This is a genomic window from Ruegeria sp. CF8 (assembly GCF_056537285.1).
On sequence record NZ_JBQFRG010000002.1, the window covers coordinates 95539 to 110486 of the forward strand.

The following is a 14948-nucleotide window of genomic DNA, read 5'->3' on the forward strand; positions in this document are numbered from 1 at the left end:
AGTGGACCCATGAAAGACCTTAAGTCTTACCTTTCAGGCACAATCGCCACCGCTGCCCTGTTTGCCGTCCTTGGTTCGCAGGCCATCGCGGAAACCAGTATGGAGATTGAGGCTGGTATCGGCGGGGCAGACCCCGACCCGGATGCGCCGCTGGTGGCGCTGGGTGAACCACCCATCCCGCTAGACAACCCCCAGACCGACGCCAAGATCGAACTGGGCAAAATGCTGTTCTTCGATCCGCGTCTGGGCGGCAACCCCTCGACCCCGTGCTCGTCTTGCCACCTGCCCGATGTTGGCTGGGACGTCGAAGCGCCTATCTCGTTTGGCTATCCGGGTACAACCCACTGGCGCAACAGCCAGACCGTTGTGAACTCGGCTTACTATGGGAAACTGTTCTGGGCGGGTTCGTCTAAGAGCCTTGAGAGCCAGGCCAAATCCGCCGCAGGCGGTGCGGTCGCCGGCAACGGCGAGGCCGACATGATGGAGGCGCGTTTGGCCTTCGTTCCCGAATATGTAGAACGGTTCAACGATGTCTTCGGTGACCAGTGGCCGCGTATCTCGAACGCATGGCGTGCGATCGCCGCGTTTGAACGCACAATTGTTCAGACCGATACGCCCTTCGACAACTATCTGCGCGGGGATGATGCGGCACTGACGGACGAGCAAAAGCGCGGGTTGGAGTTGTTCACCGGCAAGGCGCAGTGTTCCGAATGCCACAACGGCGCGTTGTTGTCAGATGAGAAATACTACAACACCGGCGTGCCCGCTTATGACGGTTGGCAGGATGACGGTCTGGCGCAGGTGACTTTCCGGTATGAGCTCTATGCCAAAGGCTCGACCGAAGAGATGTATCGCCACACCAAGGACGACCCCGGCTTCTATTTCCGCACCAAGGAAAAGGCTGACAAGGGCAAGTTCCGGACGCCAAGCCTGCGCTATACCCTCTATACCGAACCTTACATGCACAACGGCATGTTGGAGACGCTTGAGGATGTGGTCGAATTCTACAACCAGGGCGGCGGCGAGAATGAATTCTCGGCCAACAAAACCCAGCTGATCCAACCCCTTGGCCTGAATGATCAGGAAAAGGCGGATCTGGTGGCCTTCCTGAAATCCCTGTCCGGTGACGAGATCTTGGTCGAAGAACCTGATCTGCCGGACTACCAACCGCTTCCTGCGGTTGCAGCAGAGGAGTAAGCGTCATGAAAGATCATAACGCAACCGGATGCAGCTGTTCGGGCGAGGCCAAAAAGGCCTGCACCGTGAACCGCCGCCAGTTCCTGTTCGCTTCGGGTGCCACGACCTTTGCCGTGATGGTGGCCATGCCCACCCGCCACGGTCAGGCCGAACAGGTTCCCGCCCTTGTATCCACCTATCCGCGCAAGCTGATCGGCAAGCTGTCCGAGCTGGAACAGGATGTACCTGTCGAATTCTACTACCCTGATGAGGGCGATTATTCGGACTCGATCCTGGTCAAGACCGGCGTGGAAAGCGGCGGTGGCATCGGTCCGCAAAAGGATGTTGTGGCCTTCAACCTCACCTGCACCCATCAGGGCGGGTCGATGTATGACAGCTACAAGCCCGAACATAAGGTGCTGGGCCCGTGCCCGCTGCACCTGTCCACCTATGACGTGACACGGCACGGCATCCTCGTTTCGGGGCAAGCCTACCAGTCGTTGCCGCAGGTTCTTTTGGAACTGGACGGTGATGACATCTACGCCGTTGGCATGTTCGGCCTGATCTACGGCCGTTACGACAACCTGATTGCATAAGGGGAGACGGTATCATGGCAACCCCGTATTACGTACCCGAAACCAACGTCCCGCTGCCGCCCAAGGGCGCTGAAGTCATCTCGACCGCCTGTGATTACTGCATCGTGGCGTGTGGTTACAAAGTCTACCGCTGGCCCGTGACAGCCAAACCCGGCGGCCCAACCGCAGACGAGAATGCCTTTGGCGAGGATTTCCCCGTTGCACCGCTGGGTGCCTGGGTCGCGCCGAACCAGCACAATATCGTTCTGCACAAAGGTCAGCCGCACCACGTGGTGATCATTCCCGACAAGGACACACAATACGTCAACACCGACGGCGACAGTTCCTTGCGGGGCGGGTGTATCGCGCAGAAATGCTATAACCCGCAGACACCGACACGCGACCGTCTGAAGACCCCACTGATGCGGATCTATGGCACATTGATGCCGGTTCCGTGGGATCTGGCGCTGGATGTGGCGGCTGAGGTGGGCAACCACGTCATCGCCAAGCACGGCACCAACGCCTATGGCGTGAAAACCTTCAGCTATCAGTATATCGAGAACACCTATGCGATCTCGAAATACGCGCTGCGCCATATCAACACTGCGAACTTCACCTTCCACGACACGCCGTCTGATGTGACCTCGACCCCCGGTTTCCGGGATGCGGGTTTTGACAACTTTGGCCCCTCGTACGAGGACTGGCGTGATGCGGAAACCCTGCTGGTCTGCGGCACCGACCCGTATGAGACCAAGACCATCCTTTATACCCAATGGATGATGAAGGGGATGCAGAACGGTCAGAAAGAAATCTATCTGATCCCACGCCGGTCTGCCGGTGTAGCCCATGCTGAGAAGATGGGCGGTCTGCATATCGACGTTCTGCCGGGCACTGACCTGCTTGTCGTCAACGCCATTGCCCGCGTCATCGTGGAAAATGGCTGGGAAGACAGCGACTGGATCAAGAAATGGGTCAACAACAAGTGGGAAAGCTCATCCGGCTTTGGTCAGGGCACCCGGAACACGCCATGGCAGTGGCGGACAACCTGGGGCAAGTTCCAGACCAAGGGCTTTGAAGACTGGAAAGAGTGGCTTCTGTCGCAGGACGAATTCGCGCCTGAGACTGCGGCGGCCATGGCCGAGATCGACGTGCAGAAGATTTACACTGCCGCCGAATGGCTTGCTAAACCCAAGGATGACGGCTCGCGCCCGAAAACCTCGATCATGATCGAGAAAGGGTTCTATTGGTCCAACAATACCGGCAACACGCAGGCGATCTCCGCTCTGGGTATCATCTGTGGGTGTGGCGGACGTCCGGGTCAGGTCATTGGCCGGGCCGGTGGCCACCAGCGGGGCGGCGTGAAGGGCGGGAAATACCCGCGCAACAAATCGCCTGAGAAACTGCCGGGACGCCGTCGCCGCGCCATGGATACCGACCGGTATCTTATCGCGGGCCATACCCGTATGGCCCACGTGATCGGCACCACCTGGATCCAATCCATGTGCGGTAGCCAGCAATTGGCCGACAAGTTCGAGGAACTCACCGTTCGCAACCCGCATCAGATCGCCAGCTTCGACAAGCAAGAGATGATCGATACGCTGAAGGCCCGCGCCGACAGTGGTGGCATGGTGGTGATCAACCAGGACATCTATCTGCAGGACCCGATCGGCAACCGCTATGCCGACATCGTGTTCCCCGCAGCGACCTGGGGCGAAGAGGACTTCTTACGCGCCAATGGCGAACGCCGCCTGCGTCTGTATCAGAAGTTCTATGATGCGCCCGGTTCAGCGAAACCTGACTGGTGGATCGTCGGACAGTTGGCGCAGCGGATGGGCTTTGACGGGTTCGATTGGCAGAACTCGAACGAGGTCGCGGAAGAGGCCGTGCGTTTTACCCGTGGGTCGCGCAAGGACTTCCACGCTGTTTACCGTTTGGCCAAGAAAGAGGGCAAAGGCCTGCACCAGAAGGTACGTGAGTTTGGCACCGATGGTGTACAATGCCCTGTCATGCTGGATGCTGATGGTGTCACTCTGATTGAAACCAAGCGTCTGCACGACACAACCCGCACGCTGCCCGACACCGGTGCAGCCGGCGCGGATGTGTTCAACAAGAAGCTGACGCATTTCAATAGTCAGACCGGCAAGTGCAACATCCAGAAATCGCCGTGGGGCCTGTTCTCGGACTATTGGGAATGGCTCAGCCCGAACAAGGAAGAAGGCGAGCTTTGGGCTACCTCGGGTCGGATCAACGAGCGTTGGCAATCCGGTTTTGACGACCGCCGTCGCCCGTATATCGTGCAGCGCTGGCCGGAAAACTGGGTCGAAATCCATCCCGACGATGCGGCTGAGCGCGGCATCGAAAGCGGCGACTACGTGATGGTGTATTCGGAACGCGTTCCGGGCAACAAACACACGCTGCTGGGTGTGGAAGGCGACGACTTCCAGTTCTCGAAACTGATGGAAAACGGGCATATCGAGCTGACCAAAGCGGCGATTACCGCCGTGGCCATGGTCACGCCCGCCATCAAGAAAAGCGTGGTCTACATGGACTTCCTGCACATGCAGCAGCCTGCAAACGCGCTTGAGGGTCGGATCGTCGACTGGATCAGCGGCAACTACAACTACAAGATGGGTGTTGCCAAAGTCCGCAAACTTGGGCCCAGCCCCTACAAGACGTCGTTCCGCACGATGTCCTTTGCACCGCGCGACATCGCCTGATGACAGCATACCGGGGGGCGGACGCCATGCCGCCCCTCTGGTTCGGTCCCACTGCAGAAGGGACCACCTGGAAGGCAGGTATCGGTTGGGAAACCTGCCTTCCACTTCCCAACCTTCCCAACACAAACATGGCAGCTTGATATGAACATTCAGACCAATACCGCCCTGCGAGATGAGGCCACCAGCCTGTTTTCCGAATATGCAAAATCCGAATATGACGTCATTCGTCTGCGCGCGATTCAGGCCCTGACCACCATTGGAGCCAGCAATAGCCCGGCCCTGATCGAAGCGCTTCTGGACGATGATGAGGACGTCCGACAAGATGCCGCCCAAGCCTTGGGGGCATTGGGTGTGACAGAAGCAGCCCCGCAATTGCTTGAAAACCTGATCCACGACCCTTGTGGTGAGGTCAAGTTGGCCTGCGTTACCGCCCTGGCCGAGTTGAAGGCAGCGGATGCCGCGCCCTATCTGCGTACGCTCGTAACCGGACGTGGCGACGAGATCACGTGGGACGAAGACGAGTTGCATCAGGATGAGTGGGACGATTGGCTGGACACACAAATCGCGGCCATCAAGGCATTGGGCCAGATGGAGGATGCAGCTGCGATTGAACCCATTGTCATGGCTTTGATGGACGAAGACGGGCAGGAGTTGGGCGATGTTGCCTGCGAGGCTTTGGGACGGATTGGCGTACCAGCCGTACCAACTCTGGGCGTTTTCACGCAGTCTTCAAACCGCCGCCTGCGCCATCGCGCGTTACGTACCCTGGCGACGATTGGTGGTGAAGAAGCCGAAAGTCTTCTGCGCAAGTCTTTGATTGATAGGGATGGCGCTGTTCGTTTGATTGCCTATGAGGCACTGATGCCCAACGATCCGGTTTTGGTCGAGCAGGCATTGACGGACTCTGTAGAAGAAATTCGGATCGCCGCGCTCAATCAGTCCGGTTTTTCGGAACCCGAACTGCTGGACCGTATGATGCGTGATCCCGGTGCCAAAGTTCAACTGGCGCTAATCGGTCGACTGGACCGTAGCCAGCCTATCACGGATCAGGAAGATTTGCGCTGGCAAGTGCTGGACTTCCTCGCCACCGGTCAACAGCCCGAGGTCTCGGCGCAGGCGTTGGGTCTGTTGTCAGCCTTGGCGCCGACTTTGGTGGCGGATCGCCTGAATGCGCTTTTTTCTGTTGAAAGTGATGACCTCAAGGCTGAGCGTTTGCAATGGGCTATCGTGGATGCTCTTGCAGCTTCGCCCCTGCGTGAGGCGGCAGAATGGTTGCAGCGTGCATGCCGCTCGCCCTTCCGGTCCGTTCGGCTCAAGGCTGTGGCGTCACTTGCCTTGATTGTTACTGATACGGATCGACCGCATGTAAACCAACAACAGGGCCGCGAGTTGCTACTGTCCTACGCTTTGGCCCCTATGCCGGTTGCAATAGAAGAGGAAGAGACAGAAGAAGACGCTCCGCTAACCGACATCGCTGCTTTGCAGGACGCCGGTCTGGATGTCTCTGAAGGTGGCGAGAATGGCCCGACGTCCAGCCTCGGTGCGATTCTGGGTCATGATGCTATTGCTGCTGAGATGACACAAGAGGCCGCTGAAGACGACGTTCAGCCGCTTACCCCGCGCGAACAAGCTCTTTTGGCCAAGGCAACCCGCCATCCCAAACGCCGCCGCGTCGCGCTGGACGACGATGCCGAGGCGCTGGAAAGAGAGACCCGCATGTCTGCCATCCGCTTGTTGGGTGAAATTCGCGGGATGCAGATCATGCTTGCTCAGATCGCCAAGGACCCTGAAAGCGACATAGCACAACAAGCCTTTGCAGCGCTTGGCTTTTCGGTTGTGCGCAACGGGCTTGAGTTGGACGAAGCGCAACTGGTCGACCTTATTTCTCAAGGGCTTTCGCACACAGACTCCACCCTTTCGTTGCAAGCGCTGAAATTGCTGCAAAAGGCCGATCTGCCACCGCAAGACGCTCTGAGAGGTAAGTTGCGGGCCATGGTAAGAACCGGGGATACCGCCTTTCGCATCGACGCCATGCACGTCCTGACCCAATGGGATGGCACGCCCGACGTGGCGCGCAGCCTGCTGGATGACATCTCGGCCCCGGTACGGCAAGCAGCGATGCGTCTTTTGTCAGTGACAGCTCCGGATCAGGCAGGCGCTGCTATTGTGCCGTTCCTTCTGGCCAACCCCGAGCAGCGAATCCTGACCTATGTCAAAGACGACGCCCCTGCGGTGATGTCCATTGGTCGCCAATTGCTGACCGAGTTGCGCGACGAAGACCACCGCGCCGAATGGCCGGTAATGATAAGCGCGCTGGCCGAATTGTTGGGGGAACCTTCACGGGCGGCCTGAACCCGGAGGGACAGATGACATTTTCGCTGAAACCATATGCAGCGATATTGGCAGGGGCATTGGCATTTGCTTCTGCCGCACAGGCCACGGATGTTCCCGAGGTTGCCGTTGTGCATCAGATCATCGATTTGAACGCGGATACCCCGGCGCATGCCTTTCGGTTTGAGCCGAACCTGTTGCGTGTCCCCGCCGGGGCAACCGTGCGTTTCAAGGGGTCGACCGGGCGTCACACGGTAACGTCGATTATCCGAATGATCCCCGTCGGAGCCCGTAGTTTCGAGATCAGGGGCAAGCCCGAGATGGACCTGACCTTCGAGAAAGAGGGCGTCTATGGTATTCGCTGCCGCGTGCATGGCCGACACGGAATGGTGATGCTGCTGGTTGTCGGCGACCCTAACTCGAACCTTGAAGAAGCGCGCGCCTATCTGCCCAAACTCGGTGAGGCGGAACAAGCTGGATTTGAAGCGTTGTTCGAACAATTGGAGGACCAAAGTGGCTGATGGATGCGCCTGTGACCGCCACGCTCATATGTACCTGTCTGTCGATCAGGCCCTGAACCGTGGGCTGGCCGTCTCTGATCCGGTGACCGACACGGAAACATTGCCATTGATCCAAGCGATTGGACGGGTTCTGGCAGAGGACTGCACAAGCAAGGTCGACATGCCCGCCTTTGATAATTCGGCAATGGACGGCTATGCGGTTCGGACTCAGAATCTGGGCGACGGTCCGCTGTTCGATTTATCCGTTGGCGGGCGCATTGCAGCGGGCGACAGCGGCGAGCATTCGGCCCCTCTGGGCAGTGCTCTGCGTATCTTCACCGGCGCGCCGGTTCCAAGCGATTTCGACGCGGTGTTGATGCAGGAAGATTGCGACGTCACAGAGAACGGCATCCGGTTCACCCGCCGGCCGAAACCGGGGCAGCATATCCGCAGGGTGGGCGAAGATCTGAAGGCAGGTGCCCCGATCCTGCGTCGAGGATGCGAGATTACCGCGCGAGAAGCCGCAGCCCTGGCCTCTGCCGGGTTTGGTGCGGTGAACGTGGTGCGCAAGTTGAAGGTTACGATCTTTTCAACGGGAAGCGAGCTGAAACAACCAGGTGAGGATCTTGCTCCCGGTCAGATCTACAACTCGAACCGCTATATGTTACGGGCGTTGTTGGATAAACCCTGGATCGATTTGACCGACAAGGGCCCGGTCGAAGATGATCCGACCCTGTTAGAGCAGGTTTTGCGTGATGCGTGTGAGACATCTGATCTGATCATCACGACCGGTGGTGTTTCGGTTGGGGATGAAGACCACATGCCACGCTTGTTTGAGGCGATCGGCGGCCGGACCGAAGTGATGAAGGTTGCGATGAAACCCGGCAAACCGATCATGTTCGGACGGCGCGGGGACGCTCTTTATGTCGGGCTGCCGGGCAATCCGGTGTCGGCCTATGTGACCTGGCAAATTATCGGATCGCAAATGATGGCAAGAAGAGCCGGGTTGCATCGCACACCTCAAGCACCGGAACACGCGATTCTGGCGGAACCGCTGCAACGCCGCCCTGGTCGGCAAGAATACCGCCCTGTCCAGATCGAAGGATTTTCCACAGATGGGTCGCCGCGCCTGCGGCTGATGGCTCCGTCCTATAGTGGGCGTGTCGCGTTGCTGGCGCAGGCCGACGGTTTGGTGGTCATACCGGCCGAAACTGAAACAATGTCCCCGGGGCAGGGGCTGAGCTTTCTAAGGTTCTGATGTCGCGCGTTATGTTGAAAACTGTTACCGCTCACGGCTTGCGCGATCCAAGCGGGCGCGGTTACAACAGATCTGCGCCAGCCTGTAACGCCCGCCCGGAAACCCTTATGGTCAAAGAACATATTCTTGTTGTTGATGATGATCCGCAGATCACCTCGTTCTTGCAGAGGTACCTTGAGAAGCAGGGTTGTCAGGTCACATGCGCGGCGGATGGCACTGCAATGGATGCGGTTCTGGCCGAAGGGGGTGTGGATCTGATCCTGTTGGACATCGGTTTGCCAGGGCGTAACGGCTTTGACATTACGCGTGAGCTTCGCGTTGAATCGAATATTCCGATTATCGTTTTGTCGGGCCGCGATGACATTTTTGATCGGGTTGTCGGTCTGGAATTCGGGGCCGACGACTATATCACCAAACCCTTTGAAGCACGCGAGGTTCTGGCGCGTATCAGAACCGTACTGCGCAGAAGTCGCGCTGAAGAGAGTGTGACCTCTGAAAACGGGTCTGAATCCGCGCTAATCACATTCGGTGATTGGGTTTTGAACCCTCATGAACGGACACTGACCTCCAAAGACAGCGGTCAGCAAACACCCCTAACCACGACAGAGTTTGATGTATTGCAAGCTTTTGTCACAAGTCCGCATATGGTTTTTTCACGCGATCAGTTGCTGGACAAAGCTCGGGGGCGCGAGACCGTAGTCGGTGACCGTACGATTGACGTCCACGTTCTACGGCTTCGCAAAAAAATCGAACCCGACCCGACCCAGCCGACATTCATCAAGACGGTTCATGGAATCGGGTATTGTTTTGCCGCAAACGTGCGGAAATCCGGCGGCTGAATCGCAGTGCGGGCCCGGCAGTTGACCCAATAAGCGTTATCTGGGTCATGAACGGGTCGGTTGTTTTTTACGCCGGTATTCTCCCGCTTCTGAGGTTAATGAAGGGCTTCTTGCAGTCACATCTCATCAGAACAGGCATATACTCGTCTACAAATTGTCGCTCTTGTTAAAGTGTATGACGGAATAAGCACTGACGCGGCCATTCGGGTGCATCAAGATGCGTCGGTGCACAGACAGTTAGGAACACATCCATATGCGGTATTCGGCACTCGCTATTTTGCGACAGGTTCTGAATGGTCACAGGGGTTGGGGCCCCGCGTGGCGAGATCCCGAGCCGCAATCAGACTATGATTTCATCGTTATTGGCGGTGGCGGTCACGGCTTGGCAACTGCCTACTACCTGGCGAAAGAGCACGGTGCAGCCAGAATCGCGGTCTTGGAAAAAGGCTGGATCGGTGGTGGTAACGTCGGTCGGAACACAACCATCATCCGGGCCAACTACCTGCTGGACGGCAACCAGCCGTTTTATGAGCTTTCACTCAAGCTTTGGGAAAACCTTGAACAGGACCTGAACTATAACGCGATGGTAAGCCAGCGCGGCATTCTGAACCTTTGTCACACGGATTCGCAGCGCGACGCCTACCGTCGTCGGGGCAACGCGATGATGTTCACCGACTCCGGTGCCGAACTGCTGGATACAGAGGGCGTGCGCGCGATGTATCCCTTCCTGAATTTTGACAACGCGCGGTTCCCGATCCTCGGCGGCTTGCTGCACCGGCGTGGGGGCACAGCGCGACATGACGGTGTGGCCTGGGGCTATGCACGAGCGGCGGACCAGCGGGGCGTTGATATTATTCAGAACTGCGAAGTCACCGGATTTCGCATCGAAAACGGCAAAGTTCTGGGGGTTGAAACCACCCGAGGGTACATCGGTGCCAAAAAGGTAGGCGTCGCCGTTGCCGGTTCGTCTGGTCGCGTGATGGGGCATGCGGGAATGCGTCTGCCTATCGAAAGTCATGTTTTGCAGGCTTTTGTGTCAGAAGGTCTAAAGCCTGTTCTGGACGGTGTAATCACCTATGGGGCAGGGCATTTTTACATCAGCCAGTCCGACAAAGGCGGGCTGGTGTTTGGTGGCGATATCGATGGCTACAACACCTACGCCCAAAGGGGAAATTTGCCGGTGGTAGAGGATGTTGTTGAAGGGGGCATGGCAGTTATGCCGATGATAGGCCGAACGCGCCTGCTTCGGATGTGGGGCGGTGTGATGGATATGTCGATGGATGGATCACCCTTTATCGATCACACAGGCATTGAGGGTCTCTATTTCAATGGCGGTTGGTGCTACGGCGGCTTCAAGGCGACGCCAGCCTCTGGCTTTTGCTTTGCGCATCTGATGGCCACCGATCGCCCGCATGAGGTCGCCACCGCGTATCGCCTCGACCGCTTCACAACCGGTCGAATGATTGACGAAAGAGGCGCGGGCGCGCAACCGAATCTGCACTGAGGAAGCCAGGACATGATCATCAATCACCCATTGCTTGGCCCGCGCGATGCATCCGAGTTCACCTATCTGGGCGACGCCTCGTTGATCGAACGGCCAGATTGGCAGTCAGAAACGGCGCAAGACGAATTTCACGACTATGTCTACCTGCGGGACAACCCTGCGGGCACGCATCGCGAGCTTTGGTTTCATGAACAGGGGGACCGGTCCTGGCTGGTGGTTACCCGCAATACGCTGACGCATGAAATTCTGGCAACGGAACTGGCGCGGGACGTTGCCCGCAAGATGGGGCGCGGGAAATGACTCAGAAAAATCGCGTGCAAGGGGGCTTGGTCGACCGCTCGAAAAAGCTGCGTTTTACCTTCGATGGGAAGTCGTACGAAGGCTTCCAGGGCGACACGCTGGCCTCGGCCCTTCTTGCCAATGACGTGCGGCTGGTTGGCCGTTCCTTCAAGTATCACCGTCCACGCGGCGTTCTGGCTGCGGGTTCGGAAGAACCCAACGCGCTTGTCGAATTGCGAACGGGCAACAGGCAAGAACCGAACACGCGCGCGACAACGATCGAACTGTTTGACGGGCTTGAGGCGAAATCGCAGAACCGCTGGCCCTCATTGGCGTTTGATGCGATGTCGATCAACGACCGGTTGTCGCCGTTTCTGACGGCAGGGTTCTATTACAAGACCTTTATGTGGCCTAAAGCGTTCTGGGAAAAGTTGTACGAGCCAATGATCCGCAAGGCCGCGGGTTTGGGCAGCCTATCACAAGAAGACGATCCGGACATCTACGACAAAGGCTACCTGCATTGCGATGTACTTGTGATCGGGGCGGGTCCGTCGGGATTGATCGCCGCACTAACGGCCGCCCGGTCCGGGGCACGCGTCATTCTGGCGGACGAAGACAGTCAGATGGGCGGTCGCCTGCTGGCTGATAGCGACCGGTTCGAGGGTGTATCGAATGCCGATTGGGTCGCTCAGACGTTGGGTGAGCTGGCGTCGATGGACAATGTCCGCCTGCTGACGCGTACCACTGTGTTTGGTGTGTACGATCATGGCATCTTTGGTGCACTCGAGCGCGTGTCAGATCACCTGGCGGTGCCCGAAGCGGGCAAGCCGCGGCAGATCCTGTGGCGCGTTTACGCAAAGCGTTCGGTATTGTGTGCCGGGGCGACGGAACGGCCCATCGCGTTCGCCAACAATGATCGACCGGGCATCATGCTGGCAGGTGCGATGCGCGAATATGCAAACCGTTGGGCGGTTACACCGGGTCAGCGTGTTGCGATCTTCACCAACAACGACGAAGGCCACTTTGCCGCGCAAGACTTGATCCGCGCAGGGGTAAAAGTTGTCGCTGTGATCGACCCTCGTCACGACGCGCAACGTATTGCCGAATGTGAATTGCTCGCGGGCGCACAGGTCACGGATGCGCAGGGCCGTCTAGGGTTGAAAATGATCACCGTGCAATTGTCCGACGGTCAGACCCGACCAATTGAGGTAAGCGGGCTGGGTGTCTCGGGTGGGTGGAACCCGAATGTGCAACTGACGTGTCACCAACGTGGTCGTCCGCAATGGTCAGACACACTTGCAGCTTTCGTGCCGTCGGCAGATCTGCCAACGGGAATGTGTGTTGCAGGGGCCGCGGCGGGTGAGCTTACCAATTCCGGCGCGCTTGCGTCCGGCAAGGATGCGGCGCTTGCTGCCTTGAAAGATTTGGGGATCAAAGCCAAACGGATCGATTTGCCGGAAAGCAAAGACGAAGAATACCAAATATCTCCGCTCTGGCATGTGCCTGGTAAGGGCCGCGCCTGGTTGGATTTTCAGAACGATGTGACGGTCAAGGACGTCAAGCTGGCAGAGCAGGAAGGGTTCCGAAGTGTCGAGCACCTGAAACGCTATACCACGCTGGGTATGGCGACGGATCAAGGCAAGACAGCAAACGTAGGCGCGTTGGCCGTTATGGCCGAGATTACGGGTAAGAGCATACCTGAAACAGGCACCACCATCTTCCGACCACCGTATTCGCCGGTGTCGATGGGTGCATGGGCGGGACGCTCGGTCGGGAAAGATTTCAAACCCACCCGTCTGACACCCAGCCACCAATGGGCTGAAGAACAAGGCGCTGTGTTTGTCGAGGTTGGCCCGTGGTTACGTGCGCAGTGGTTCCCCAAGCCCGGTGAAAACCATTGGCGTCAATCGGTGGACCGCGAGGTCTTGGCCGTGCGCAGCAGTGTGGGTGTCTGCGACGTAACCACATTGGGTAAAATCGACGTTCAGGGTGCAGATGCAGCTGCCTTCCTGAACAAGGTCTATTGCAACGGTTTTGCCAAGCTGCCCGTGGGCAAAACCCGCTATGGGCTGATGCTGCGAGAAGACGGTCTTGTTATGGATGACGGTACTGCAGCGCGTCTGGCCGAGGATCACTTTGTGGTCACCACAACCACAGCCAACGCGGTGGGCGTCTATCGTCATATGGAATTTGTACATCAATGCCTGTTCCCGGACATGGACGTGCAGCTGATTTCGACCACTGACGCCTGGGCGCAGTTCGCTGTTGCCGGCCCGAAATCTCGTGAGCTGTTGCAGCAGGTCGTTGATCGAGAGTTTGACATCAGCAACGAAGCTTTTCCCTTCATGGGTTGCGCCGAAATCACCATTGCAGGCGGCATCCCAGCGCGGTTGTTCCGCATCTCGTTCTCGGGTGAGTTGGCTTTTGAACTTGCAGTGCCCACGCGGTACGGCGACGCGCTGATCCGGCACCTGATGGAGCTTGGTCAGCCTTTGGGGGTCACCCCATACGGGATGGAAGCGTTGGGTGTGTTGCGGATCGAGAAAGGTCATGTGACAGGGAATGAGCTCAACGGAACTGTCAGCGCTCATAACTTGGGTATGGGGCGTATGGTTTCGACTAAAAAGGACAGTATCGGTGCACCGCTGAGTGCACGAGAGGCTTTGGTTGATCCTGATGGCTTGGCTTTGGTCGGCATCCAACCCGTTGACACTTCAGATACCGTATTGGCCGGATCGCATGTCTTCGCGGAAGGAGCCCAGCATCTGCCGCAGAACGATCAGGGTTACGTCACTTCGGCAGGCTATTCGCCACACTTGTCCAGCAGCATCGGCCTTGCGTTTGTTCAGCGCGGCGCGCAGCGTCTGGGCGAGACGGTTCAAATCGTGAGCCCGGTGGATAACGCGAACATCAAAGCAACCCTTGTCAGCGCTCACTTCGTTGACCCTGAAGGAGACAGGCTCCGTGCGTGATTTTGTTGCCAAAACCGCCTTGGGCGGTACTGAACCTCGGAAGGATGTGATTGGAGCGCTGACCTTTCAGGAGCGTGACGACATCGCCCTGGCGTCGGTCTCAGCCCGTTTGGGTCAGGAGGAGGCGCTGAAAGCCAAGTTGGGCAGCCTTTGCTCTGTCGCGATCCCGGCACCTGGATGCAGCGAAGACGGCGAAGCCAACAGTTTGCACTGGCTTGGCGCGGATCAATACTTGTGTGAAGAGGCGTATACCGGTCCATTGGTTTTGGCCCGTCGCCTTGCGGATGAGCTGACAGGCGTCGCGTCGGTCACGGATCAGACGGACGCCTTTGTTCGGATTGACGTGTTCGGACAAGGTGTTGTCGACCTGTTTCAACGCCTTACCGTCCTTGATGTTGAGCAGATGTCGACCGGGGCGTTCACCCGTACGGCAATTCACCATGTGGGATGCCTGCTGCGCTGCAATCAGGCGGGGACGGCCTTTTCTGTCTATGCACCGCGCAGCTACGCGATCTCAGTGCATCACGCGTTGACAGAAGTAGCAAAGGGCTTGTGAGGCTCAGTCGCCAGACGCCTGAGGCAGTTCGGGTGTGTACTTAAGCACGGCGCGGCTCGACAAGGAAAAAATCTCCGGGTTGGATACACTGAATGTGGCATGTGCCGCTAGCGGACCTGAGGCCAGCATAGGTTGAATAAGACGCGTCCACCCCGGCGCCAGACCGGCCGCTTCGGCCAGTTCCAAACGTCGGTGAGTTCCAACCCCATTTGGTTCCGCTAACACTAAGGTGTGTGAATGT

The 14948-nt window shown here is 57.9% G+C and carries 11 protein-coding genes; all 11 read left to right on the forward strand.

Annotated features, from left to right (window positions below; genetic code table 11):
* Positions 1-9 precede the first annotated feature (9 nt).
* The 11 genes from ACR0EV_RS05150 (at position 10) to ACR0EV_RS05200 (ending at position 14707) form a co-directional block, all read left to right on the forward strand.
* Positions 10-1197, forward strand: a complete 1188-nt coding sequence (locus ACR0EV_RS05150; protein WP_480799094.1) for a cytochrome-c peroxidase — start codon at positions 10-12, stop codon at positions 1195-1197.
* A 5-nt stretch (positions 1198-1202) separates the two neighbouring features.
* A complete protein-coding gene (locus ACR0EV_RS05155) occupies positions 1203-1772 on the forward strand; it encodes an arsenate reductase (azurin) small subunit (RefSeq protein ID WP_170724694.1) in 570 nt (189 codons plus the stop codon).
* A gap of 14 nt (positions 1773-1786) precedes the next feature.
* Positions 1787-4468, forward strand: coding sequence for an arsenate reductase (azurin) large subunit (locus ACR0EV_RS05160; protein WP_480799095.1), 2682 nt, complete (start codon positions 1787-1789; stop codon positions 4466-4468).
* A gap of 141 nt (positions 4469-4609) precedes the next feature.
* Positions 4610-6820, forward strand: coding sequence for a HEAT repeat domain-containing protein (locus ACR0EV_RS05165; protein WP_480799096.1), 2211 nt, complete (start codon positions 4610-4612; stop codon positions 6818-6820).
* 14 nt (positions 6821-6834) lie between these two features.
* Positions 6835-7320: a plastocyanin/azurin family copper-binding protein gene (locus ACR0EV_RS05170; RefSeq protein ID WP_480799097.1), complete on the forward strand. Its 486-nt coding sequence runs from the start codon at positions 6835-6837 to the stop codon at positions 7318-7320.
* Positions 7313-8557, forward strand: a complete 1245-nt coding sequence (locus tag ACR0EV_RS05175) for a molybdopterin molybdotransferase MoeA (RefSeq protein ID WP_480799098.1) — start codon at positions 7313-7315, stop codon at positions 8555-8557. The genes ACR0EV_RS05170 and ACR0EV_RS05175 overlap by 8 nt, the downstream gene beginning before the upstream one ends.
* Positions 8557-9396, forward strand: a complete 840-nt coding sequence (locus tag ACR0EV_RS05180) for a response regulator (protein ID WP_480799099.1) — start codon at positions 8557-8559, stop codon at positions 9394-9396. Before ACR0EV_RS05175 ends, ACR0EV_RS05180 begins: the two co-directional genes overlap by 1 nt.
* 253 nt (positions 9397-9649) lie before the next feature.
* On the forward strand, positions 9650-10900 hold the full coding sequence (locus tag ACR0EV_RS05185; protein WP_480799100.1) for a sarcosine oxidase subunit beta family protein: 1251 nt from the start codon (positions 9650-9652) through the stop codon (positions 10898-10900).
* 12 nt (positions 10901-10912) lie between these two features.
* A complete protein-coding gene (locus ACR0EV_RS05190; protein ID WP_171671459.1) occupies positions 10913-11200 on the forward strand; it encodes a sarcosine oxidase subunit delta in 288 nt (95 codons plus the stop codon).
* The gene (locus tag ACR0EV_RS05195) at positions 11197-14151 is read left to right on the forward strand and encodes a sarcosine oxidase subunit alpha family protein (protein WP_480799101.1); all 2955 of its coding nucleotides are present in this window, start codon (positions 11197-11199) and stop codon (positions 14149-14151) included. Before ACR0EV_RS05190 ends, ACR0EV_RS05195 begins: the two co-directional genes overlap by 4 nt.
* On the forward strand, positions 14144-14707 hold the full coding sequence (locus ACR0EV_RS05200) for a sarcosine oxidase subunit gamma (protein WP_480799102.1): 564 nt from the start codon (positions 14144-14146) through the stop codon (positions 14705-14707). The genes ACR0EV_RS05195 and ACR0EV_RS05200 overlap by 8 nt, the downstream gene beginning before the upstream one ends.
* Positions 14708-14948 lie beyond the last annotated feature (241 nt).